This is a genomic window from Pseudomonas sp. PB101, assembly GCF_009764265.1.
In the GTDB taxonomy this organism is placed as follows: domain Bacteria; phylum Pseudomonadota; class Gammaproteobacteria; order Pseudomonadales; family Pseudomonadaceae; genus Aquipseudomonas.
On sequence record NZ_RWIR01000042.1, the window covers coordinates 14,694 to 39,147 of the forward strand.

The 24,454-nt window shown below is 61.6% G+C and carries 20 protein-coding genes; 13 read left to right on the forward strand and 7 right to left on the reverse strand.

Going from position 1 to position 24,454, the window contains the following annotated elements; translation table 11 throughout:
- Positions 1 to 55: 55 nt before the first annotated feature.
- The 4 genes from EI969_RS12550 to EI969_RS12565 all read left to right on the forward strand — a co-directional run bounded on the left by EI969_RS12550 (position 56) and on the right by EI969_RS12565 (position 5,727).
- Complete coding sequence (locus EI969_RS12550) at positions 56 to 1,501, forward strand: aldehyde dehydrogenase family protein (protein WP_160388097.1); 1,446 nt, start codon at positions 56 to 58, stop codon at positions 1,499 to 1,501.
- A gap of 168 nt (positions 1,502 to 1,669) precedes the next feature.
- Positions 1,670 to 3,037: an MFS transporter gene (locus tag EI969_RS12555; RefSeq protein WP_160388098.1), complete on the forward strand. Its 1,368-nt coding sequence runs from the start codon at positions 1,670 to 1,672 to the stop codon at positions 3,035 to 3,037.
- An 11-nt stretch (positions 3,038 to 3,048) separates the two neighbouring features.
- Entirely contained in the window at positions 3,049 to 4,602 is a 1,554-nt protein-coding gene (garD, locus tag EI969_RS12560; RefSeq protein WP_160388099.1) for a galactarate dehydratase, read from the forward strand.
- A gap of 183 nt (positions 4,603 to 4,785) precedes the next feature.
- On the forward strand, positions 4,786 to 5,727 hold the full coding sequence (locus EI969_RS12565; protein WP_160388100.1) for an AEC family transporter: 942 nt from the start codon (positions 4,786 to 4,788) through the stop codon (positions 5,725 to 5,727).
- Here EI969_RS12565 and EI969_RS12570 read toward each other — a convergent pair.
- The 6 genes from EI969_RS12570 to gatC form a co-directional block, all read right to left on the reverse strand.
- Positions 5,724 to 6,104 carry a carboxymuconolactone decarboxylase family protein gene (locus tag EI969_RS12570; RefSeq protein ID WP_160388101.1) on the reverse strand — a complete coding sequence of 127 codons (381 nt, stop codon included), beginning with the start codon at positions 6,102 to 6,104 and terminating at the stop codon, positions 5,724 to 5,726. The genes EI969_RS12565 and EI969_RS12570 overlap by 4 nt on opposite strands.
- Positions 6,101 to 7,162 (reverse strand): calcium/sodium antiporter, encoded by a 1,062-nt coding sequence (locus tag EI969_RS12575; protein WP_160388110.1) that lies wholly within the window; start codon positions 7,160 to 7,162, stop codon positions 6,101 to 6,103. Before EI969_RS12575 ends, EI969_RS12570 begins: the two co-directional genes overlap by 4 nt.
- Positions 7,163 to 7,212: 50 nt before the next feature.
- On the reverse strand, positions 7,213 to 7,587 hold the full coding sequence (locus EI969_RS12580; RefSeq protein ID WP_150812815.1) for a septal ring lytic transglycosylase RlpA family protein: 375 nt from the start codon (positions 7,585 to 7,587) through the stop codon (positions 7,213 to 7,215).
- A gap of 148 nt (positions 7,588 to 7,735) precedes the next feature.
- On the reverse strand, positions 7,736 to 9,181 hold the full coding sequence (gene gatB, locus EI969_RS12585; RefSeq protein ID WP_160388102.1) for an Asp-tRNA(Asn)/Glu-tRNA(Gln) amidotransferase subunit GatB: 1,446 nt from the start codon (positions 9,179 to 9,181) through the stop codon (positions 7,736 to 7,738).
- Between the two features lie 10 nt (positions 9,182 to 9,191).
- Positions 9,192 to 10,643 carry an Asp-tRNA(Asn)/Glu-tRNA(Gln) amidotransferase subunit GatA gene (gene gatA / locus EI969_RS12590; protein WP_160388103.1) on the reverse strand — a complete coding sequence of 484 codons (1,452 nt, stop codon included), beginning with the start codon at positions 10,641 to 10,643 and terminating at the stop codon, positions 9,192 to 9,194.
- A 16-nt stretch (positions 10,644 to 10,659) separates the two neighbouring features.
- Positions 10,660 to 10,947, reverse strand: coding sequence for an Asp-tRNA(Asn)/Glu-tRNA(Gln) amidotransferase subunit GatC (gene gatC, locus EI969_RS12595; protein WP_007901429.1), 288 nt, complete (start codon positions 10,945 to 10,947; stop codon positions 10,660 to 10,662).
- A 211-nt stretch (positions 10,948 to 11,158) separates the two neighbouring features.
- Between gatC and mreB the strand changes: the two genes are divergently transcribed.
- The 8 genes from mreB to tldD all read left to right on the forward strand — a co-directional run bounded on the left by mreB (position 11,159) and on the right by tldD (position 22,369).
- A complete protein-coding gene (gene mreB / locus EI969_RS12600; RefSeq protein WP_002555108.1) occupies positions 11,159 to 12,196 on the forward strand; it encodes a rod shape-determining protein MreB in 1,038 nt (345 codons plus the stop codon).
- A 143-nt stretch (positions 12,197 to 12,339) separates the two neighbouring features.
- Positions 12,340 to 13,476, forward strand: coding sequence for a rod shape-determining protein MreC (gene mreC, locus EI969_RS12605; protein ID WP_160388111.1), 1,137 nt, complete (start codon positions 12,340 to 12,342; stop codon positions 13,474 to 13,476).
- Positions 13,476 to 13,967, forward strand: coding sequence for a rod shape-determining protein MreD (gene mreD, locus EI969_RS12610; RefSeq protein WP_160388104.1), 492 nt, complete (start codon positions 13,476 to 13,478; stop codon positions 13,965 to 13,967). Before mreC ends, mreD begins: the two co-directional genes overlap by 1 nt.
- A 32-nt stretch (positions 13,968 to 13,999) precedes the next feature.
- The gene (locus EI969_RS12615; protein WP_160388105.1) at positions 14,000 to 14,608 is read left to right on the forward strand and encodes a nucleoside triphosphate pyrophosphatase; all 609 of its coding nucleotides are present in this window, start codon (positions 14,000 to 14,002) and stop codon (positions 14,606 to 14,608) included.
- A 45-nt stretch (positions 14,609 to 14,653) separates the two neighbouring features.
- On the forward strand, positions 14,654 to 16,111 hold the full coding sequence (gene rng / locus EI969_RS12620; RefSeq protein ID WP_160388106.1) for a ribonuclease G: 1,458 nt from the start codon (positions 14,654 to 14,656) through the stop codon (positions 16,109 to 16,111).
- 75 nt (positions 16,112 to 16,186) lie between these two features.
- Positions 16,187 to 19,990 carry a YhdP family protein gene (locus EI969_RS12625; protein ID WP_160388107.1) on the forward strand — a complete coding sequence of 1,268 codons (3,804 nt, stop codon included), beginning with the start codon at positions 16,187 to 16,189 and terminating at the stop codon, positions 19,988 to 19,990.
- Positions 19,991 to 20,059: 69 nt separating this feature from the next.
- Positions 20,060 to 20,914 (forward strand): carbon-nitrogen hydrolase family protein, encoded by an 855-nt coding sequence (locus EI969_RS12630; RefSeq protein WP_160388108.1) that lies wholly within the window; start codon positions 20,060 to 20,062, stop codon positions 20,912 to 20,914.
- Between the two features lie 12 nt (positions 20,915 to 20,926).
- Positions 20,927 to 22,369, forward strand: a complete 1,443-nt coding sequence (gene tldD / locus EI969_RS12635) for a metalloprotease TldD (RefSeq protein WP_046040036.1) — start codon at positions 20,927 to 20,929, stop codon at positions 22,367 to 22,369.
- A 60-nt stretch (positions 22,370 to 22,429) separates the two neighbouring features.
- Here tldD and yjgA read toward each other — a convergent pair whose 3' ends face one another.
- Positions 22,430 to 22,954, reverse strand: a complete 525-nt coding sequence (yjgA, locus tag EI969_RS12640; protein ID WP_008046139.1) for a ribosome biogenesis factor YjgA — start codon at positions 22,952 to 22,954, stop codon at positions 22,430 to 22,432.
- 108 nt (positions 22,955 to 23,062) lie between these two features.
- On the opposite strand from yjgA, the gene pmbA reads away from it, so the two are divergent.
- Positions 23,063 to 24,409, forward strand: coding sequence for a metalloprotease PmbA (gene pmbA, locus EI969_RS12645; protein ID WP_160388109.1), 1,347 nt, complete (start codon positions 23,063 to 23,065; stop codon positions 24,407 to 24,409).
- Positions 24,410 to 24,454: the final 45 nt, after the last annotated feature.

Consider the following 24,454-nt stretch of genomic DNA (forward strand, 5'->3'; position numbering starts at 1 on the left):
CGATAAACCAGGGCCGCCGGGCGATCGGCGGCTTTTTGCGTGAGGAGATCTCAAAGTGGCAGATGCAAAGCGTTTCGATAACTACATCAATGGCGAATGGGTTGCCGGTGGCGATTACTCGGCCAACATCAACCCGTCCGAGCTGAGCGACACCATCGGCGACTACGCCAAGGCTGATCTGGCTCAGGTCAACGCCGCCATCGACGCCGCCCGCGCCGCGTTCCCGGCCTGGTCCACTTCCGGCATTCAGGCTCGTCACGATTCCCTGGACAAAGTCGGCACTGAAATCCTCGCCCGTCGCGAAGAGCTCGGCACCCTGTTGGCCCGGGAAGAGGGCAAGACCCTGCCTGAAGCCATCGGCGAAGTGACCCGCGCCGGTAACATCTTCAAGTTCTTCGCCGGTGAATGCCTGCGCCTGTCCGGCGATTACCTGCCGTCGGTGCGTCCTGGCGTCAACGTTGAAGTCACTCGCGAAGCCCTGGGCGTGGTCGGTCTGATCACCCCGTGGAACTTCCCGATTGCCATCCCTGCCTGGAAAATCGCTCCGGCCCTGGCCTACGGCAACTGCGTCGTGCTCAAGCCTGCGGACCTGGTACCGGGTTGCGCCTGGGCCCTGGCCGAAATCATCTCCCGTGCTGGCTTCCCGGCCGGTGTGTTCAACCTGGTGATGGGCAGCGGTCGTGTGGTTGGCGATGCGCTGGTCCATAGCCCGAAAGTCGACGGCATCAGCTTCACCGGTTCCGTGGGTGTCGGTCGTCAGATCGCCGTGAGCTGCGTGTCGCGCCAGGCCAAGGTGCAGCTGGAAATGGGCGGCAAGAACCCGCAGATCATTCTCGACGACGCGGACCTCAAGCAAGCGGTCGAGCTGTCGGTGCAGAGCGCGTTCTACTCCACCGGCCAGCGTTGCACCGCGTCGAGCCGCTTCATCGTCACTGCCGGCATCCACGACCAATTCGTCGAAGCCATGGCCGAGCGCATGAAGTCGATCAAGGTCGGCCACGCGCTGAAGGCCGGCACCGACATCGGTCCGGTGGTCTCGCAAGCGCAGCTTGAGCAGGACATGAAGTACATCGACATCGGCCAGTCCGAAGGTGCACGCCTGGTCAGCGGCGGTGGTCTGGTGACGTGCGACACCGAGGGTTACTTCCTCGCGCCAACCCTGTTTGCCGACAGTGAAGCGTCGATGCGCATCAGCCAGGAAGAGATCTTCGGCCCCGTGGCCAACATCGTCCGCGTTGCCGATTACGAAGCTGCGCTGGCCATGGCCAACGACACCGAGTTCGGGCTGTCGGCGGGCATCGCCACCACCTCGCTGAAGTACGCCAACCACTTCAAGCGCCACTCCCAGGCCGGGATGGTGATGGTCAACCTGCCGACCGCCGGTGTGGATTACCACGTTCCGTTCGGTGGGCGTAAAGGTTCATCCTATGGATCACGTGAGCAAGGTCGCTATGCGCAAGAGTTCTACACCGTGGTGAAGACCTCTTATATCGGTTTGTAAAACGCAACATCCCTGTAGGAGCGAGCCCTGCTCGCGATGGTCCAGAGGTCGCGGCGGTAAACCTGATGCCCCGCGTCATCGTTAACCTCCATCGCGAGCAGGCTCGCTCCTACAAGGAAACACCAAAGATTCACCCCGCATAAAAATAATCAGTGGGAGTACATCTACATGCAATCGACCAAGCCGACTCACGTCCGCTATTTGATCCTGCTCATGCTTTTCCTCGTGACCACGATCAACTACGCCGACCGGGCTACCATCGCAATCGCCGGCTCCAGCCTGCAGAAAGACCTCGGCATTGACGCCGTTACCCTCGGCTACATCTTCTCCGCATTCGGTTGGGCCTACGTGGCCGGGCAAATCCCTGGCGGCTGGCTGCTGGACCGTTTCGGTTCGAAAAAAATCTACGCGTTGAGCATCTTCACCTGGTCGCTGTTCACCGTCCTGCAGGGTTATGTCGGCGAGTTCGGCATGTCCACGGCAGTGGTTGCGCTGTTCATGCTGCGCTTTTTGGTGGGCCTGGCCGAAGCGCCATCCTTCCCCGGCAACGCGCGCATCGTCGCGGCCTGGTTCCCGACCGCTGAACGCGGTACGGCCTCGGCGATCTTCAACTCGGCGCAGTACTTCGCCACCGTGCTGTTCGCACCGCTGATGGGCTGGATCGTCTACAGCTTCGGCTGGCAGCACGTGTTCATCGTCATGGGCGTGATCGGCATCATCTTCTCGGGCATCTGGCTGAAAGTGATCTACAGCCCGCGCCAGCACCCGATGATCAACGACGCCGAGTTCAAGCACATCGCCGACAACGGCGGCATGGTCGACATGGACCAGGACAAGGGCAAAGGCAAGAAGGCCGACGGTCCGAAGTGGGACTACATCCGTCAGTTGCTGACCAATCGCATGATGCTTGGCGTATACCTGGGCCAATACTGCATCAATGGCATCACTTACTTCTTCCTGACCTGGTTCCCGGTGTACCTGGTCCAGGAACGCGGCATGACCATCCTCAAGGCCGGTTTCATTGCCTCGTTGCCGGCGATCTGCGGCTTCATCGGTGGAGTGCTCGGCGGGGTGATTTCCGATTACCTGCTGCGCAAAGGCCATTCCCTGACCTTCGCCCGCAAGGCGCCGATCATTGCCGGCCTGCTGGTTTCCAGCAGCATCGTGGCCTGTAACTACGTCGACGTTGAGTGGATGGTGGTCGGCTTCATGGCCCTGGCCTTCTTCGGCAAAGGCGTGGGCGCACTGGGCTGGGCCGTGGTGTCGGATACTTCGCCGAAGCAGATCGCCGGTCTGAGCGGCGGCTTGTTCAATACCTTCGGTAACATTGCATCCATCACCACCCCGATCGTGATCGGCTACATCATCAGCTCCACCGGTTCGTTCAAGTGGGCACTGGTGTTTGTCGGTTGCAACGCTTTGGTCGCGGTGTTCAGCTATCTGGTCATCGTCGGCCCGATCAAGCGTGTGGTGCTCAAGGAGCCGCCAGCGAACGGTTCTGAAGCCCCTGGCAAATTGTCTCAAGCGCATTCCTGAGGAGCGGCGTCATGCAGTTGATTGAACATTCAGACTCGCCGCGCTACATCCGCCTGCACGAGCGGGATAACGTAGTGATCGTGGTCAACGATCAGGGCGTACCGGCCGGTACCGAATTTTCGGACGGCCTGGTCACCGTGGACTTCGTGCCACAGAGCCACAAGGTCACCCTGGAAGACATTCCCGAGGGTGGCCAGGTGATTCGTTACGGGCAGGTCATTGGCTATGCCCTGCAGCCGATTCCCCGCGGCAGCTGGGTCAAGGAAGATCAACTGCGCATGCCTACCGCACCGCCGCTGGACAGCCTGCCGCTGTCCACCGATGTGCCAGCCGCGCAGGCACCGCTGGAAGGCTTCACCTTCGAGGGTTATCGCAATGCCGACGGCACCGTCGGTACGCGCAACATTCTCGGCATCACCACTACTGTGCAATGCGTGACCGGGGTGCTGGATCATGCGGTCAAGCGCATCAAGGACGAATTGCTGCCCAAGTACCCGCACGTCGATGACGTGGTGGCGCTGACCCACAGCTACGGCTGCGGTGTGGCCATCACCGCCACCGATGCGTATATCCCGATCCGCACCGTGCGCAATCTGGCGCGCAACCCGAACCTGGGCGGCGAAGCGCTGGTGATCAGCTTGGGCTGCGAGAAATTGCAGGCCGGGCAGGTGATGCATGAGAACGACAGCTCGGTGGATCTCAGCGAGCCATGGCTGTACCGCTTGCAGGACTCCAGCCACGGCTTCACCGAGATGATCGAGCAGATCATGGCGCTGGCCGAAACCCGTTTGAAGAAGCTCGATCAACGCCGTCGGGAAACCGTGCCGGCGTCCGAGCTGATCCTCGGCATGCAGTGCGGCGGTAGTGATGCGTTTTCCGGCATCACCGCCAACCCGGCACTCGGATATGCCTCGGACCTGCTGTTGCGAGCCGGTGCGACGGTGATGTTCTCCGAAGTCACCGAAGTGCGCGATGCCATTTATCTGTTGACCTCCCGCGCGGAAAACCAGGACGTCGCCCAGGAACTGGTGCGGGAAATGGACTGGTACGATCGCTATCTGGCCAAAGGTGAAGCGGATCGCAGTGCCAACACCACGCCTGGCAACAAGAAGGGCGGGTTGTCGAACATTGTCGAGAAGTCCCTTGGCTCGATCGTCAAGTCCGGCAGCAGCGCGATCAATGGCGTGCTTGGCCCTGGCGAGCGTTTCAAGCGTAAAGGCCTGATCTTCTGCGCGACCCCGGCCAGCGACTTTGTCTGCGGAACGCTGCAATTGGCGGCGGGGATGAACCTGCACGTGTTCACCACCGGTCGCGGTACGCCTTACGGGCTGGCCATGGCACCGGTGGTGAAGGTTTCGACCCGGACCGAACTGGCGCAGCGCTGGCCGGACTTGATCGACATCGATGCCGGGCGCATTGCCACCGGGCGCGCATCGATCGAGGAGCTGGGTTGGGAGCTGTTCCACTTCTATCTGGATGTGGCCAGCGGCAAGAAACAGACGTGGGCCGAGCAGCACAAGCTGCATAACGACATCACCCTGTTCAACCCGGCGCCGATCACGTAAGACCGCGTCGTCTGCATCGCTGGCAAGCCAGCTCCCACAGGGATCTTCTGCGTTGCATGAAACGCAATGACACCGAGGATCCTGTGGGAGCGGGCTTGCCCGCGATAGCGGTATACCAGACGGCGATGTCCTCAGTGGCTTATCATTAGGCACCTAACGACGCCCACCAAGGTTACCCCCGGCATGCTGGCAATTTTCCTCGAAACCCTGAACATCACCGCACCGGTGTTCGCCATGCTGTTTCTCGGGGTGTTGCTCAAACGCATCGACTGGATCAACGACAACTTCATCCACACCGCGTCGGCACTGGTGTTCAACGTCACCATGCCGGCGTTGCTGTTTCTGGGCATCCTGCACGCCGACCTGCACGCGGCGTTGCAGCCGGCGCTGCTGATTTATTTCTCTCTCGCGACCCTGGTGTGCTTTGCCATTGCCTGGGGCTGGGCAATCTGGAAGTGCCCGCGCGAAGATCGCGGAATCTACACCCAGGGCGCCTTTCGCGGTAACAACGGGGTCATCGGCCTGGCGCTGGCGGCAAGCATGTACGGCGACTACGGGATTTCCCTCGGGGCGATCCTGGCCGCGCTGGTGATCCTGTTCTACAACACCCTCTCGACCATCGTGCTGGCGGTGTACAGCCCGGTGATCAAGTCCGATCCGTGGAGCATCTGCAAAAGCGTGTTCAGCAACCCGCTGATCATCAGCGTGATTGCGGCCGCACCGTTCGCCTTATTCAAGATCGGCCTGCCGGGATGGCTGGAGACGTCCGGCCAGTATCTGGCGCAAACCACTTTGCCGCTGGCGTTGATCTGCATTGGCGGCACGCTGTCGCTGGCGGCGATGCGTAAAAGCGGTTCGATGGCGCTTAGTTCGAGCCTGGTGAAAATGCTCGGCCTGCCGATTCTGGCGACGCTCGGTGCGTGGCTGTGGGGTTTTCGTGGGGCGGAGCTGGGGATTCTGTTTCTGTACTTTGGCAGCCCGACCGCCGCGGCCAGTTTTGTCATGGCCCGGGCGGCCGATGGCAATCATGAACTGGCGGCGGCGATCATCGTGATCACCACGCTGATGGCGGCGGTCACCACCAACATCGGGATCTTCCTGTTGCAGTGGGGTGGGTGGATCTAGTCGGCTTTCTGATAGCTGTCGATCACTTCCTGCGCCGCCCGAAACGCATCGATCGCCGCCGGCACACCGGCATACACCGCACAATGCAGCAGCGCCTCGCGAATCTCATCCACAGTGCAGCCGTTGTTCAGCGCGCCGCGCACATGGCCTTTCAGTTCCTGCGGGCATTTGAGTGCAGTCAGGGCGGCGAGGGTGATCAGGCTGCGGGTTTTCAATGGCAGGCCTTCGCGATTCCACACGCCGCCCCAGGCGTGCTCGTTGACGAAATCCTGCAGCGGCTGGGTGAACTCGGTGGCATTGCCCAGTGCGCGGTCGACGAAGGCGTCGCCCATCACTTGGCGACGGACTTCAACGCCGGATTTTTTATTCTCGGTCATGGGACTTCCTTTTTATGGTGTTGGCGACGCCAGGCGCGTAGCGACGTGAACAGCAAAAATGCCACCAGCGCCGGCAGGACGAAAAACAGCATCAAGTGTTCGAGCTTGCCGGCCAGTGGCATGCCGGTGGTGAACGACACCACGTGCAGCCCATACGCCAGGTACAAACCCAGGAACAGCAGGCCTTCGGCGCGGGTCACCCGGTAGCCGGTGTAGAACAGCGGCAGGCACAGTATCGCGACGCCGAGCATCACCGGCAGGTCGAAATCCAGGGCGTTGGGCGACACCGACAGCGGCGACGGCGCCACCAGCGCAGTAAAGCCGAGCACGCCCAGGAGGTTGAACAGGTTGCTGCCAATCACGTTGCCCACGGCGATATCACGCTCGCCGCGTATTGCCGCGATCAACGAAGTGGCGAGTTCGGGCAGTGAGGTGCTGACGGCGACGATGGTCAGGCCGATGATCCGTTCCGACAGCCCAAGGTCGGTGGCAACCGCAACGGCGGCACCCAGCAACAAGTGCCCGGCGTACACCAGCATCGCCAACCCGGCGACGATCATCAGCAGGCTGCTCAGCCATGGCGCCTCGCTGTGGTGGTCGTGGCTCGAAACCGGCCGTCCCGAATGCCGTGACTGACGCAGCAGCAAGCCCAGGTAAACGGCCAGTGCGGTCAGCAACATCACACCGTCGGCGCGGGTCAGCTCTTCGTTCCAGGCGAGTACGAACACCAGCAGGCTGGCGCCGATCATCAACGGAATATCCAGGCGCACCAGTTGCCGGGAAACCCGCAAAGGAATGATCAGCGCCGACAATCCGAGCGTGACGAGAATGTTGAAAATGCTGCTGCCGATCACGCTGCCGACGGCGATGTCGGCGTTGTGCGCCAGGGTCGCTTGCAGGCTGACCGCCATCTGCGGTGCACTGCTGCCGAGGGCGACGATGGTCAGGCCGATGATCAGTGGCCGTATGTGCAGTCGCGCGGCAATGCGTACGGCGGCGCGCACCATCAATTCGGCGCCGACAATCAGCAGGAGCAATCCGCTGAGCAATTCGATCAGGTTGATCAGGGGTAAATCGGCTAATCCGAAAATGGTCGGGGCTCCATCGGTCAGTCGTCGAGGGCTTGCACGCGAACCCGCGCGGTGCCGCTGCGCAGCATGCCCAGGCGCTCGGCGGCTTCTTTGGACAAGTCGATCAGGCGGCCACGGGTGTGTGGCCCGCGATCATTGATGCGTACCACGCAGGATTTGTCGTTGTTCAGATTGGTGACCTTCACCCGTGTACCAAAGGGTAGCTGGCGATGGGCGGCGGTCATGGAATTCATGTTGAAACGCTCGCCGTTGGCGGTGCGTTTGCCTTGGTGTTTGGCGCCGTAGTACGAAGCTACGCCGGTTTTGTCGTAGCCGTGCGGATCGACGGTGTCGGTGCTGGCGCAACCGGCCAGGAGCGAGAGAAGGGCGCAGGCGCCGAGTAGACGTTTCATTCGAAGGTTTCCCGAAACAATTGTGGGAGCGAGCCTGCTCGCGATAGCGTTCTGACAGTCAACTCATCGTTGAGTGCCGGACCGCCATCGCGAGCAAGCTCGCTCCCACAGGGGGTAGAGCCAGACTTCAAAACTGGCTCCATCCTCATCAGCCTTCGAGCTTGCTTTTGAGCAGTTCGTTGACCTGTTGCGGGTTGGCCTTGCCTTTGGAGGCTTTCATGGCCTGGCCGACGAAGAAGCCGAACATCTTGCCGCGCTTGGCTTCGTCTGCCGCGCGGTATTGCTCGACCTGCTCGGCGTTGGCCGCGAGCATTTCGTCCAGCACCGCCGAGATGGCGCCGGTGTCGGTCACTTGCTTGAGGCCGCGCTTGTCGATGATCTCGTCCGCGCTGCCTTCACCGTTGGCCATCGCTTCAAACACCACCTTGGCGATCTTGCCGGAGATGGTGTTGTCCTTGATGCGCAGCAGCATGCCGCCCAGAAGTTCGGCGGAAACCGGCGACTCTTCGATATCCAGGCCTTGTTTGTTGAGCAGGCTGCCCAACTCGACCATCACCCAGTTCGCCGCCAGTTTGGCGTCGCCGCCGATGCTCGCGACTTTCTCGAAGTAATCCGCTTGCTCGCGGCTGGTGGCCAGGACGCTGGCGTCGTAGACCGACAGGCCGAACTGCTCCTGGAAACGCTCGCGTTTCTGCGGTGGCAATTCCGGCAGGGTGGCGCGCACGTCGTCGAGGAACGAGTTCTCGATGACGACAGGCAGCAGGTCCGGATCGGGGAAGTAACGGTAGTCGTTGGCTTCCTCTTTGCTGCGCATCGGACGGGTTTCGTCCTTGTTCGGATCGTACAGGCGGGTCTGCTGGATCACCTTGCCGCCGTCTTCGATCAATTCGATCTGACGCTGGATTTCGCTGTTGATCGCCTTCTCGATGAAGCGGAACGAGTTGACGTTCTTGATCTCGCAGCGGGTGCCGAATTCGACCTGGCCTTTCGGACGGATCGACACGTTGCAGTCGCAACGCAGCGAGCCTTCGGCCATGTTGCCGTCGCAGATACCCAGGTAGCGCACCAGTGCGTGGATGGTCTTGACGTAGGCCACGGCTTCCTTGGCGCTGCGCATGTCCGGCTCGGAAACGATTTCCAGCAGCGGCGTGCCGGCACGGTTCAGGTCGATGCCGGTGGCACCGTTGAACTCTTCGTGCAGGCTTTTACCGGCGTCTTCTTCCAGGTGCGCACGGGTCACGCCGACACGTTTGATCGTGCCGTCTTCCATGGCGATGTCCAGGTGGCCCTTGCCGACGATCGGCAATTCCATCTGGCTGATCTGGTAGCCCTTGGGCAGGTCCGGGTAGAAATAGTTTTTACGGGCGAACACGTTGTGCTGGCCGATCTCGGCGTCAATCGCCAGGCCGAACATCACCGCCATGCGCACCGCTTCCTGGTTCAGCACCGGCAGCACGCCGGGCATGCCCAGGTCTACCAGGCTGGCCTGGGTGTTCGGCTCGGAACCGAAGGTGGTGGAACTACCGGAAAAGATTTTCGACCGGGTGGTGAGCTGGGTGTGAATCTCCAGCCCGATCACGACTTCCCATTGCATGTGTGTCTCCTCAGAAGCCGGTTGGGGTGCGGGTGTGCCAGTCAGTGTTCAACTGATACTGGTGGGCAACGTTCAACAGGCGACCTTCCTGGAAATACGGAGCGAGCAATTGCACGCCGACCGGCAGGCCGTCGACAAAACCGGCCGGCATCGACAGGCCCGGCAGGCCGGCGAGGTTGGCGGTGATGGTGTAGACGTCTTCCAGGTAGGCAGCGACCGGGTCGCTGTTCTTGGCGCCGAGCTTCCAGGCCGGGTTCGGCGTGGTTGGGCCGAGGATGATGTCGACCTCATTGAAGGCTGCCATGAAGTCGTTCTTGATCAAGCGACGGATCTTCTGCGCCTTCAGGTAGTAGGCGTCGTAGTAACCGGCCGACAGTGCATAGGCGCCGACCATAATCCGGCGCTGCACTTCCGGGCCGAAGCCTTCGCCACGGGAACGCTTGTACAGGTCTTCGAGGTTTTTCGGATCTTCGCAGCGATAGCCGAAGCGCACGCCGTCGAAACGCGACAGGTTGGACGAAGCTTCTGCCGGGGCGATCACGTAGTACGCAGGAATCGCGTGCTGCATGTTCGGCAGGCTGATTTCCTTGATCACGGCGCCGAGCTTTTCCAGCGCCTTGACGCTGTTGTGGATCAACTCGGCGATGCGCGGGTCGAGACCGGCGCTGAAGTACTCCTTCGGCACGCCGATGCGCAGGCCTTGCAGCGAGCCGTTGAGGCTGGCGCTGTAGTCCGGCACGGGTTCATCGATGCTGGTGGAGTCGTTCGGATCGAAGCCGGCCATACCTTGCAACAATATTGCGCAGTCTTCGGCCGTGCGTGCCATCGGGCCGCCCTGATCGAGGCTGGAGGCGTAAGCGATCATGCCCCAGCGCGAAACGCGACCGTACGTCGGTTTCAGGCCGGTCAGGTTGGTCAACGCAGCGGGCTGACGAATGGAGCCGCCCGTGTCGGTGCCGGTGGCCGCAGGCAACAGACGAGCGGCAACTGCCGCCGCCGAACCGCCGGACGAACCGCCCGGTACGTGTTCCAGGCTCCACGGGTTTTTGACCGCACCGTAGTAGCTCGACTCGTTGGCCGAACCCATGGCGAATTCGTCCATGTTGGTCTTGCCCAGGGTCACGGCGCCGGCAGCGGCCAGCTTGGCGACCACGGTGGCGTCGTACGGCGCCTTGAAGTTGTCGAGCATCTTCGAGCCGCAGCTGGTGCGAATGCCCTGGGTGCAGAACAGGTCCTTGTGGGCGATCGGCGCACCGAGCAGGGCACCGCTCTCACCATTGGCACGGCGGGCGTCAGCGGCTTTCGCCTGCGTCAGGGCCAGGTCTTCGGTGAGGCTGATGAAGCTGTTGAGCTGTGGATCGAGCTGAGCGATGCGCGCCAGCAGGACTTTGGTCAGCTCTTCGGAGGAAAACTTTTTATCGGCGAGTCCGCGGGCGATCTCGGCCAGAGTCAATTGATGCATTGCAGGCTCTTTCCCTTTAGTCGATGACTTTCGGAACCAGGTACAGGCCGTTTTCGACCGCTGGTGCGATGGACTGGTAGGCCTCGCGGTGATTGGTCTCGGTCACGACGTCTGCGCGCAGGCGCTGGCTGGCTTCCAGTGGGTGGGCCAGCGGTTCGATACCGTCGGTATTGACCGCCTGCATTTCGTCGACCAGCCCGAGAATGCTGTTGAGGGCCGAAGTGATGTGTGGAAGATCGGCATCATTGAGGCCAAGGCAGGCCAGATGAGCGATTTTTTCCACGTCGGAGCGTTCAAGCGCCATTGGGATTCTCCAGTGGAAAACAAAACGGACGGCGTCCGTGTGTTAGATTGTCGGAACACTACCGCACTTCTACGGTCATAAGGCCGCGATTGTGGGGCTTGGTGCACAGAAAAGCGGCCAATTTAACATATTGGCGCCTTGCCCAAAATCCCTGTCGTTGTTAGAGTTTGCCGCACTTTTTTACCCACGCGTTGCCTAGGGTCCCTTTCCCATGTTCAAGAAACTGCGTGGCATGTTTTCCAGCGATCTTTCCATTGACCTGGGCACTGCCAACACCCTTATTTACGTGCGCGAGCGCGGTATCGTCCTGAATGAGCCCTCCGTTGTGGCCATTCGGACACACGGTAACCAGAAAAGTGTCGTTGCTGTCGGCACCGAAGCCAAGCGCATGCTCGGCCGGACCCCGGGCAACATTGCTGCCATTCGTCCGATGAAGGACGGCGTGATCGCCGACTTCAGCGTCTGCGAAAAGATGCTGCAGTACTTCATCAACAAGGTTCACGAAAACAGCTTCCTGCAGCCTAGCCCTCGCGTGTTGATCTGCGTTCCATGCAAATCCACCCAGGTCGAGCGTCGTGCCATCCGTGAATCGGCCCTCGGTGCCGGTGCCCGTGAAGTGTTCCTGATCGAAGAGCCGATGGCCGCTGCGATCGGTGCCGGCCTGCCGGTTGAAGAAGCCCGCGGTTCGATGGTCGTGGATATCGGTGGTGGTACCACCGAAATCGCGCTGATCTCCCTGAACGGTGTGGTCTACGCCGAATCCGTGCGCGTTGGCGGCGACCGCTTCGACGAAGCGATCATCACCTATGTGCGTCGCAACTACGGCAGCCTGATCGGCGAATCCACCGCCGAGCGCATCAAGCAGGAAATCGGTACTGCCTACCCGGGCGGAGAAGTTCGCGAAGTCGACGTTCGTGGCCGTAACCTGGCCGAAGGCGTTCCACGCGCATTCACCCTGAACTCCAACGAAGTGCTGGAGGCTCTGCAAGAGTCCCTGGCAACCATCGTTCAGGCCGTGAAAAGCGCCCTGGAGCAATCGCCGCCGGAACTGGCTTCCGACATCGCCGAGCGTGGCCTGGTGCTGACCGGTGGTGGCGCCCTGCTGCGTGACCTGGACAAATTGCTGGCCCAGGAAACCGGTCTGCCGGTGATCGTTGCCGAAGACCCGCTGACCTGCGTTGCTCGCGGCGGTGGCCGTGCATTGGAAATGATGGATAAACACACCATGGACCTGCTTTCCAGCGAATAAGTCGCCGGATTGCCTCTATGCTGTTGAGCGCGCAGGCGGCACTTTGCAGTGCTGCCTGTTCGCGTTTATCTTCTGTCAGTCTGCATCCAGGCCGGATTGCTGCCGTATGAAAAAACAGAACATTTGCCTGGGAGGAGCGGCTTATTAAACCGCTTTTCACCAAGGGCCCTTCATTGGGCGTGCGCCTGTTGGTGCTGGTCGTGCTATCGGTCGCGCTGATGGTGGTCGATGCCCGTTTCAGTCTGCTCAAGCCCGCACGCAGCCAGATGTCGCTGGTGCTGATGGACGCCTACTGGATCACCGACCTGCCCGGACGACTGTGGGAAGGCGTTGCCAGTCAGTTTGGCAGCCGGACCGAGCTCGTCGCCGAAAACGAAAAACTCAAAAGCGAAAACCTGCTGTTGCAGGGGCGCATGCAGAAGCTTGCCTCCCTGACCGAGCAGAACGTTCGGCTGCGCGAGTTGCTCAACTCTTCGGCCCTGGTCAATGAAAAGGTCGAAGTGGCCGAGTTGATCGGCATGGACCCCAACCCCTTCACCCATCGCATCATCATCAATAAAGGTGAGCGCGACGGCGTGGTCCTCGGCCAGCCGGTGCTCGATGCCCGTGGCCTGATGGGGCAGGTGGTGGAGCTGATGCCTTATACCTCCCGCGTTCTGCTGCTGACCGATTCCACGCACAGCATTCCCGTACAGGTAAACCGTAACGGTCTGCGGGCGATTGCCAGCGGTACCGGCAACCCGGAGCGCCTGGAGTTGCGTCACGTGGCTGACACCGCCGACATCAAGGAAGGCGACTTGCTCGTCAGCTCCGGTCTCGGTCAGCGTTTTCCGGCAGGCTACCCGGTAGCGACGGTCAAGGAAGTGATCCACGATTCCGGCCAGCCGTTCGCCATCGTCCGCGCGGTACCGACCGCCGCATTGAACCGCAGTCGCTACCTGTTGCTGGTGTTCAGCGACACCCGTACTCCGGAAGAGCGCGCCAACGACGCCGCCCAGGCTCAGGAAAGCCTGGACGCGCAGGGCGGTGGGCCGATCATTCCGGCGACTGTTCCGAAACTGGTCACCCCGGTAGTTCCCGCTGCATCGGCCGCCGTACCGGCGACCCCTGCCACGGCGGCGCCTGCGACCACTGCGCCAGCCAAGCCAGCCACCACGCCAGCCAAGCCTGCGGCCACGCATCCTGCGGCGGCTAAACCGCCGGCGGCGCAACCCGCTGCCGTGAAGCCTGCCGCCAAGCCGCCGGCCTCCGCGCCGGCCACTCCAGTGGGAAGAGAATAATGGGCGGTGTAAAAGCATCCCGAAACGGTTGGATGGTCTGGCTGACGTTTGCCGTCGGCCTGCTGCTCAGCGTTTCACCCTTGCCGCAATTCATGGAAATCCTGCGCCCGCTGTGGCTCGGCCTGCTGTTGGCATTCTGGGCGTTGAACCTGCCGCAGACCGTCGGGATGGTGACGGCGTTTTGCCTGGGGCTGGCTGAAGACGTGCTCTACGGTACCTTGCTGGGTCAGAACGCCTTGATCCTGACCCTCATCACCTATCTGGTCCTGGCGCTGCAGCAACGTCTGCGGATGTTCCCGATGTGGCAGCAGAGCCTGGTGATCCTGGTGATCTTCGGCCTCGCCCAGCTTGTGCAGCTCTGGCTCAGTGCCCTGACCGGCAATCGTCAGCCGACGCTGGCGTTGGTGTTGCCGGCACTGGTCAGCGCATTGCTCTGGCCCTGGATCAGTTTCGGTTTGCGCGGACTGCGTCGACGCTACAAAATCAATTGATTCGATAACGCATTAGACAGGGAGAGGTCTTGATGAAACGGTTGTACCTCGCCTCTGGCTCGCCGCGTCGGCGTGAACTGCTTACGCAGATCGGCGTTCCGTTCTCCGCCGTCAGTGCGGATATCGATGAAACTCCTTTGAACCTGGAATCCCCATCGGCGTATGTCGAGCGTCTGGCGCGCGGCAAGGCCGAGGCCGGGCGCCGCGTTGTCGTGTCTGCACAAGCGTACTGTGTGCTCGGCGCCGATACCGCCGTGGTGCTCGATGGAAAAATTCTCGGCAAACCGGTTGATCAAGCGGATGCCTGCGCCATGCTGATGATGTTGTCAGGGTGTGAGCATGAAGTCCTGACCGCGATTGCCGTGCTCGATGGCGAACATTGCGAGTCCCGGGTTGTCACCAGTCGCGTGCGTTTTCGTGATATCAGTCGTGATGAGGCCGCAGCCTACTGGGCCAGCGGCGAACCAAGGGACAAGGCGGGCGGTTATGGCATTCAGGGACTGGGTGCGGTGTTTGTCGCCGGGCTCGATGGAAGTTATTCAGCGGTGGTCGGACTGCCGCTTTGCGAAACCGCGGAACTGCTCGGCCATTTCGGCATACCCTGTTGGCAACCCCGGAACGCACACCAAGCAACGTTCTGAACAGATGCGGCCATTATCGTGAACATGCCTGAACGAGACCCTGCCATGAGTGAAGAGATCCTGATCAACATCACGCCGATGGAATCGCGCGTGGCGGTGGTTGAAAACGGTGTCCTGCAAGAGGTCCACGTCGAACGTACGCAAAAGCGCGGGATCGTCGGCAACATCTATAAAGGCAAGGTCGTGCGGGTATTGCCGGGGATGCAGGCGGCATTTGTCGATATCGGCCTGGATCGTGCGGCGTTCATTCATGCATCGGAAATTTCCCTGCGTGAAGGCCCGACGGTCGAGAGCATCAGTGCACTGGTGCACGAAGGCCAGAGCCTGGTGGTGCAAGTGACCAAGGACCCGATCGGTTCCAAGGGCGCACGGTTGACCACCCAGCTGTCGATTCCTTCGCGTTACCTGGTGTACATGCCACGCACCGCCCATGTCGGGATTTCCCTGAAGATCGAAGACGAAGCCGAGCGCGAACGACTCAAGCAAGTGGTCACCGATTGCGTGGCCAAGGAAGGGATCAAGGAAGCCGGCGGTTTCATCCTGCGCACCGCAGCCGAAGGCGCCGGTGCCGATGAAATCCTCATGGACATCCGCTACCTGCGCAGGCTCTGGGACCAGATCAACGCCCAGATCAAGACCATCAGCGCGCCCAGCGTGATCTACGAAGACCTCGGCCTGGCACTGCGCACCCTGCGTGACCTGGTGAGCCCGAAGATCGAGAAGATCCGCATCGACTCCCGGGAAACCTTCCAGAAAACCACGCAATTCGTCGCCGAACTGATGCCCGAGATTGCCGACCGTCTGGAGCATTACCCGGGCGAACGGCCGATTTTCGACCTGTATGGCGTCGAGGACGAAATCCAGAAGGCCCTCGAACGCAAGGTGCCGCTCAAGTCCGGCGGTTACCTGGTGGTCGATCCGGCGGAAGCCATGAGCACCATCGACGTCAACACCGGGGCGTTCGTCGGCCATCGCAACCTCGAAGAAACCATCTTCAAGACCAACCTCGAAGCCGCGACGGCTATCGCCCGCCAATTGCGCCTGCGCAACCTCGGGGGGATCATCATCATCGACTTCATCGACATGGAGGATGAAGAGCACCAGCGCCAGGTGCTGCGCACGCTCGAGAAGCAACTGGAGCGCGATCACGCCAAGACCAACATCATCGGTATCACCGAGCTGGGCCTGGTGCAGATGACCCGCAAGCGCACCCGCGAAAGCCTTGAGCAAGTGTTGTGCGAGCCGTGCAACGCCTGTCAGGGACGCGGGAAACTCAAGACACCGGAAACCGTTTGCTACGAAATCTTCCGCGAAATCCTCCGTGAGGCTCGCGCCTATCAGGCGGAAGGCTATCGTGTATTGGCAAACCAGAAAGTGGTGGACCGCCTGCTCGACGAAGAGTCGGGTAACGTCGCCGAGCTGGAAGGGTTTATCGGGCGCACCATTCGGTTCCAGGTGGAAACCATGTATTCCCAGGAACAATACGACGTGGTGCTGCTCTGAAGCGTTTGGTTTTGATTGTTCGAGAACGGCTGGCCTCAGCTTTTTGCAAAACTTTTGCCATGGGAGCCACCTGACATGGACCGTCTGACACGCATTTTGGCCGCACTGACCCGCTGGGGTCTGGGCCTGTGCGCGTTGGTTTTGGTCTTGATGGCGCTCTACGTCAGCCTTGGCCGGGAGCTGACGCCGCTGGTCGCCGAGTACCGTACCGACATCGAAAACAAAGCCAGCGATGCCTTGGGCATGCCGCTGCAGATCGGCGAGCTCGAAGGCAACTGGAGTGGTTTTGCCCCCATATTGATGGCCCGCGACGTGACGGTCGGCGAGGGCGCCAATGCCTTGCACCTGGATCAGGTGCGTGCGGTGCCGGATCTTTGGGCCAGTCTGCTGGCACGCCAGGTACGTATCGCGCATCTGCAATTCAGCGGCCTGCGCATCAGCGTCAAGGAAGGCGACGACGGTCAATGGGTTCTGGAGGGTTTGCCGGGGCAGCAGGGCCAACCTGCCGATCCGGAACAGTTGCTCAATCGTATGCAGATGATCCAGCAACTGTCGGTGCTCGACAGTCAGGTGACCTTGCAGCCGTTTGCCCGGTCGCCGCTGACCCTGACCTATGTCGGCCTGAATCTGAAAGTCGGGGCGTCACGGCAGCGACTCGACGCCCGTCTGACTCTGCCCGACGGCCAGCCAGTGGCCATGAGCCTGCGTACCCGCATCCGCGCCAGTCAATGGAAGGACGGTGAAGCCGAGATCTACCTGAGCCTGCCGCAAAGCGACTGGTCGAAGTGGCTGCCCGAGCGCGTGAGCCAGCAGTGGAATTTCTCCGAGATCAAGGCCGGTGGCGAGCTGTGGGCGACCTGGGGCAAAGGCACGCTGCAAAACGCGGCCGTGCGCTTGAATGCGCCACAACTCAAAGGTGCCTACGCCGATCGCAAGCCGATCCAGATCAACAACCTGGCGCTGAACGGTTACTTCCAGCGCAGTGCCGAAGGCGCCTCGGTGACGCTGGACTCCCTGGCGATGAATCTCGCAGAGACCCGCTGGGAAACGCATTTGCAGCTCAAGCAAAGCGTGGCCACTGATAAGGCCCAGGAGCTCTGGCACCTGCAAGCTGACCGGATTGATCTCACTCCGCTGACCCCGCTGCTCAACGCCCTGGCACCGTTGCCGGAGGGTTTTGCCAAGGCCGTCGAGCGGCTCAAGGTCACGGGTGGCCTGCGTAACGTGCTGGTCGACTTCCGCCCCGATGCCACCGACGACAGCAAGTTCGGTTTTGCCGCCAACCTCGACCAGGTAGGCTTCGATGCCTATCACGGTGCGCCGGCTGCGCGAAATGTCAGCGGCAGTATCAGCGGTGACCTGGGACAGGGTGAACTGCGCATGGACAGCAAGGATTTCATGCTGCACCTGGACCCGATTTTCGCCAAGCCATGGCAGTACATTCAGGCCAATGCGCGGCTGACCTGGAAACTCGACAAAGAAAGTTTCACCCTGATTGCGCCGTATCTGAAAGTGTTGGGCGAGGAGGGCAAGATCGCCGGCGACTTCCTGATTCGCCTGCATTTCGATCACACCCAGGAAGACTACATGGACCTGCGGGTCGGCCTGGTGGACGGTGACGGTCGCTACACCGCCAAGTACTTGCCGGCGGTCCTCAGCCCGGGGCTGGACGAGTGGCTGCGCACGGCGATTCTCAAGGGCGCGGTGGATCAAGGCTTCTTCCAGTATCAGGGGTCGCTCAACCACGGCGCCGCGGACGTGGATCGCAGCATCAGCCTGTATTTCAAGGTTCACGATGCCGAACTGGCCTTCCAGCCGGGCTGGCCCCATGTCAGCAAGGTCAGCGGCGATGTCTTCGTCGAAGACAGCGGCGTGCGGATTGTGGCCAGCAAGGGCCAGTTGCTCGACACTCAGGTCAGCGATGTCTACGTCAACATTCCCCATGTGCCTGCCGGGCAGAACGTTCATTTGTTCCTCGATGGCGGATTTGCCGGCGGTTTGGGCGATGGCCTGAAAATCCTCCAGGAAGCGCCGATCGGCACCGGGGCAACCTTCGCCAACTGGGAAGGCGAGGGAAGCCTGCAAGGCAAGTTGAAGCTGGACATCCCGCTGGCCAAGGGCGAGGAACCGAAGATCCTCGTTGATTTCAAGACGGCCAAGGCACGCTTGAAACTGGCCGAACCGGCGCTGGAGCTGACCCAGCTCAAAGGTGACTTCCGCTTCGACAATGCCAAAGGCCTGAGCGGGCAGAACATCAGTGCGCGGGCATTCGACAAACCGGTCACCGCACAGATTTTTGCCGATGGCAGCCCGGGCAAGCTCAACACTCGCGTGTCCGCGTCGGGACATGTCGAGGTGAAGAAACTGACCGACTGGCTGAAGGTGACCCAGCCTCTGCCGGTGAGTGGCGTGATCCCTTATCAACTGCAATTGACCCTCAATGGCGCCGACAGCCAGTTGCTGGTCAATTCCAACCTCAATGGCGTGGCCGTCGATTTGCCGGCACCGTTCGGCATGACCGCCGATGCCGCGCGCGACACGACGTTCCGCATGACTTTGCAGGGCGACGAGCGGCGCTATTGGGTCAGCTACGGCGATCTGGCGAGTTTCACGTTCGCGGCCCCGCCAAGCAATTTCGCCGACGGTCGCGGGGAACTGTTCCTCGGTGGCGGTGAGGCCGTGTTGCCCGGCAGCAAAGGCTTGCGGATTCGCGGCGTGCTGTCGGAGCTGGACGTTGGCCCGTGGAAGGACCTGGTGGATAAATACGCCGGGCAGGACCCCGGCGGCAGCGCCAAGCAATTGCTCAGCGGCGCGGATATCAAAGTAGGCAAGCTCAGCGGTGTCGGTACCACGCTCGATCAGGCCTCGATCCAGGTGACGCGCAAACCTTCCGCCTGGGCGCTGCAACTCGACAGCCAGCAGATCAAGGGTGGCGCCAACCTGCCCGATACGAAGGGCACGCCCATCACGATCAATCTGCAAACCGTGCGCCTGCCGGCACCGGACCCGACCGTGCTGGCCGATGAAAACTCGCCGGATCCGCTGGCGTCGGTGGACCCGACGAAGATTCCCGCGATGGATATCACCATCAATCAGTTATTCCAGGGCCAGGATCTGGTCGGCGCCTGGTCGCTGAAGATTCGGCCGACGGCCAAGGGCATTGTGTTCAACTCGCTGGACCTGGGCCTCAAGGGCATTCTGCTGGTGGGCAGTGGTGGCTGGGAAGGCGTGCCCGGTGCCAGTAACAGCTGGTACAAGGGACGCATCAGCGGCAAGAACCTGGCCGACGTACTCAAGGGCTGGGGGTTTGCACCGAGCGTCACCAGCCAGGACTTTTACATGGATGTCGATGGCCGCTGGCCCGGCTCACCGGCCTGGGTGGCGACCAAACGTTTCTCCGGCTCGCTGGATGCGACGCTGAATCAGGGCCAGTTCGTCGAAGTCGAAGGCAGTGCCCAGGCGCTGCGGGTATTTGGTTTGCTCAATTTCAACTCCATCGGCCGGCGCCTGCGCCTGGACTTCTCTGACCTGTTCGGCAAAGGCCTGAGTTATGACCGGGTCAAGGGGCTGCTGGTCGCGACCAATGGGGTGTATGTCACCCGTCAGCCGATCCAGCTGACTGGACCGTCGAGCACCATCGAGCTCGACGGCACCCTGAACATGGTGGCCGATCAGATCGATGCGAAACTGATGGTGACCTTGCCGGTGACCAATAACCTGCCGATTGCCGCACTGCTCGTCGGTGCACCGGCGGTCGGCGGGGCGCTATTCCTGATCGACAAGCTGATCGGTGACCGGGTCTCCCGTTTCGCCAGTGTGAAATACACCGTCAAAGGACCGTGGAAAGAACCGAAAATCACCTTCGACAAGGCTTTTTGAGGTCCTTTTGAAAAGGCACTGGGCAAGCCTATGGAGTAGCATGGCCGCATACGATTGCAGGAGTGCGCCATGTCTGTCGCGGTGATTCAAATGGTCAGCCAGAGCGATGTGCTGGCCAATCTGGTCCAGGCCCGTCGGCTGCTCGAACAAGCGGCCGCAGGCGGCGCGAAACTCGCGGTATTGCCGGAAAACTTCGCGGCCATGGGCCGGCGCGACATTGCCGACATCGGCCGCGCTGAAGCTCTGGGCGAAGGCCCGATCCTGCCCTGGTTGAAACAGACCGCACGCGACCTCAGGTTATGGATTGTGGCCGGCACATTGCCGTTGCCGCCGGTGGATCAGCCGACGGCGAAAGTGCATGCCTGTTCGTTGCTGGTCGATGACCAGGGCGAAACGGTGGCGCGCTACGACAAGCTGCACCTGTTCGATGTCGACGTGGCGGACAATCGTGGCCGTTATCGTGAATCCGATGACTATGCTTATGGCAGTGGGGTGGTGGTGGCGGACACGCCCGTCGGCCGGGTCGGCCTGACGGTCTGCTATGACCTGCGCTTTCCCGAGTTGTACAGCGAACTGCGCGCGGCCGGCGCGGAACTGATTACCGCTCCTTCGGCCTTTACGGCGGTGACCGGCGCGGCGCATTGGGATGTGCTGATTCGTGCGCGGGCCATCGAGACCCAGTGTTATGTGCTCGCGGCTGCCCAGGGCGGGATGCATCCGGGGCCGCGGGAAACCTTTGGCCATGCCGCCATCGTCGATCCATGGGGTCGCGTGCTGGCGCAAAAGGATCAAGGCGAGGCCGTGCTGCTGGCCGAACGCGACAGCAGCGAACAGGCGTCCATCCGGGCGCGGATGCCGGTGTCCAGTCACCGGCGCTTTTTCTCGCAGGGCGCCCGGCGACCTGCATCAGAACGACGAATTTAAGGCGTAAAGCATATGAGCGAGTTGTTGTCCTCAGTCAGTGAACACCTGCTGGCGCCCGGTGGCGTCACGATCGAGAGCCTGCAAGGCGTGCTCGGCGATCTGGCCGGGCCGGGCATCGATGCGGCCGACCTGTATTTCCAGGGGCAGATCTCCGAGTCCTGGGCGCTGGAAGACGGCATCGTCAAGGAAGGCAGCTTCAACCTTGACCAGGGTGTGGGCGTGCGCGCGCAATCGGGTGAAAAAACCGGTTTTGCCTACAGCAATGCCATCACCCTTGAAGCCCTGGGCGCGGCGGCGCGTGCCGCCCGTTCGATTTCCCGGGCCGGGCAGCACGGCACCGTGCAGGCGTTTACCAGCCAGGATGTCGCGCAGTTGTATGCGCCGGACAATCCGCTGGAGGTACTGACCCGTGCCGAGAAAGTCGACTTGCTCAAGCGGGTCGACGCTGCGACCCGAGCCCTCGACCCGCGCATCCAGCAAGTGACCGTGAGCATGGCCGGTGTCTGGGAGCGGATTCTGGTGGCTTCCACCGACGGCGGCCTGGCGGCGGATGTGCGGCCGTTGGTGCGTTTCAACGTCAGTGTGATCGTCGAGCAGAACGGTCGTCGCGAGCGCGGCGGTCATGGCGGTGGCGGGCGGACCGATTACCGCTATTTCCTCGGCGAAGACCGCGCCATGGGCTATGCCCGTGAAGCGTTGCGCCAGGCGCTGGTCAACCTTGAAGCCATTCCGGCTCCGGCCGGTACGCTGCCGGTGGTGCTCGGTTCCGGCTGGTCGGGCGTGCTGCTGCACGAAGCCGTCGGTCATGGTCTGGAAGGCGATTTCAACCGCAAGGGCAGTTCGGCCTACAGCGGGCGCATGGGCGAGATGGTTGCGTCGAAGCTGTGCACCATTGTCGATGACGGCACCCTGGCCGGTCGTCGCGGCTCGTTGAGCGTCGATGACGAAGGCACGCCGACCGAGTGCACCACGCTGATCGAAAACGGCGTGCTCAAGGGCTACATGCAGGACAAGCTCAACGCCCGCCTGATGGGCGTGGCGCGCACGGGTAACGGCCGTCGTGAATCCTACGCGCACCTGCCGATGCCGCGCATGACCAACACCTACATGCTCGCCGGCGAAAGCGACCCGGCGGAAATCATCGCCTCGGTGAAACGCGGCATCTACTGCGCCAACCTCGGTGGCGGTCAGGTGGACATCACCAGTGGCAAGTTCGTGTTCTCCACCAGCGAAGCGTACCTGATCGAGGACGGCAAGATCACCGCGCCGGTCAAAGGCGCAACGTTGATCGGTAACGGGCCGGAAGCCATGAGCAAGGTGTCGATGGTCGGTAACGACCTGTCGCTGGACAGCGGCGTGGGCACGTGCGGCAAGGATGGGCAGTCGGTGCCGGTGGGTGTCGGCCAGCCAACGCTGAAGATTGATGCGATCACCGTGGGTGGCACGGGGTCGTAAGCGGCTTTTGAAAAAGTGAAGCTGCGGGTGAGTTGCATGGCAACTCACCCGATTCAAGATTTAACGCAGACCGCGTTGAGTCTCGTCCAGCTCACGGATGTACTTGAAGATTTTACGGCTGGAAGCAGGAGGCTTGTTTTGCGCAAGCTCATGCTGGGCCTGACGGATCAGGGAACGCAATTGCTGGCGGTCCGCGTCCGGGTAGTCGACGACGAATTTTTCCAGAACGGCATCGTCGCCGGCGATCAGACGATCGCGCCAGCGCTCCAGGTTATGGAAGCGTTCGTTGTATTGACGGGTGGAGGCATCGAGTTGATCGAGCAGAACCAGAATGGCGGCAGTGTCCTGATCGCGCATCAGCTTGCCGATGAACTGAAGATGCCGTTTACGCGCGATGTTCGCGGTGTGCTTGGGCGCATCGGCCAGAGCCCGACGCATTCCGTCGGTCAAGGGCAGTTTTGCCAGCAAGTCAGGCTTGAGTGTTGTAAGGCGCTCGCCAAGGTCAACCAGAGCATGCAGCTCGCGTTTGACCTGGGATTTGCTTTTTTCTCCCGTATCGAGGGAGTCGTCGTAAGAATCAACCATGGTGGCAGTCCGCTAAGAAACGCCGCCATGATAACCAGTCGGGGGCCGCTTGTCCGGCCCGGTCGCTCGATGACCGTTACCGAAAGCAGAATTTGAGTGGAGAACAGCATGAGTGCAGTTGAAAGCGTCGGCCCACAAGCGTTGCCGGCACTGCAGGAACAAGTCGAGCAGATCATCGCTGAAGCCAAACGCCAAGGGGCCAGCGCCTGTGAAGTGGCGGTGTCACTGGAGCAGGGCTTGTCGACTTCGGTGCGTCAGCGTGAGGTCGAAACCGTTGAGTTCAACCGCGATCAGGGTTTTGGCATCACGCTGTACGTTGGCCAGCGCAAAGGCTCGGCCAGCACTTCTGCCAGCGGTCCGGAAGCGATTCGCGAGACGGTTGCCGCTGCACTGGCCATCGCCAAGCACACTTCCGAAGACGAAGCCTCGGGCCTGGCGGATGCCGCGCTGATGGCCAGGGACCTGCAGGATTTTGATCTTTTCCACGAATGGGACATCACCCCGGAGCAGGCCATCGAAAAAGCCTTGATCTGTGAAGCGGCGGCCTTCGATGCCGACGCGCGGATCAAGAACGCCGACGGCACGACCCTCAGCACCCACCAGGGCTGCCGCGTCTATGGCAACAGCCACGGGTTCATCGGCGGTTACGCATCGACTCGTCACAGCTTGAGCTGCGTGATGATCGCTGAAGCGGACGGCCAGATGCAGCGCGATTACTGGTACGACGTGAACCGCCAGGGCAATCTGCTGGCCGATCCGGTCAGCATCGGCCAGCGCGCCGCGCAACGGGCGGCGAGCCGTCTGGGCGCGCGCCCGGTGCCGACCTGTGAGGTGCCGGTGCTGTTTTCCGCGGAGTTGGCCGGGGGGCTGTTCGGCAGTTTCCTGTCGGCGATTTCCGGCGGCAGCCTGTATCGCAAGTCGTCGTTCCTTGAAGGCACTCTCGGTCAGAAGCTGTTTCCAGAGTGGCTGACCATCGACGAGCGCCCACACTTGATGCGTGCAATGGGCAGCGCAGCGTTCGATGGCGATGGTTTGGCAACCTATGCCAAACCGTTCGTCGAAAAAGGCGAGTTGGTGTCGTACATCCTCGGCACCTACTCCGGCCGCAAGCTGGGCATGCCAAGCACCGCCAACGCCGGCGGCGTGCACAACCTGTTCGTCACCCATGGCGATGAAGACCAGGCGGCCTTGCTGCGGCGCATGGGACGCGGGCTGTTGGTGACCGAGCTGATGGGCCAGGGCCTGAACATGGTGACCGGTGACTATTCCCGCGGCGCGGCGGGTTACTGGGTCGAGAACGGCGAAATCCAGTTCGCGGTCCAGGAAGTGACCATCGCCGGCAACATGCGCGACATGTTCAAGCAGATCGTCGCGGTGGGTAATGACCTGGAGCTGCGCAGCAACATTCGCACCGGTTCGGTGTTGATCGACCGGATGACGGTAGCGGGTAGCTAAACCTCGGCCGCTTCACCAAAAGGCGCGCCACCCATTGGGTGGCGC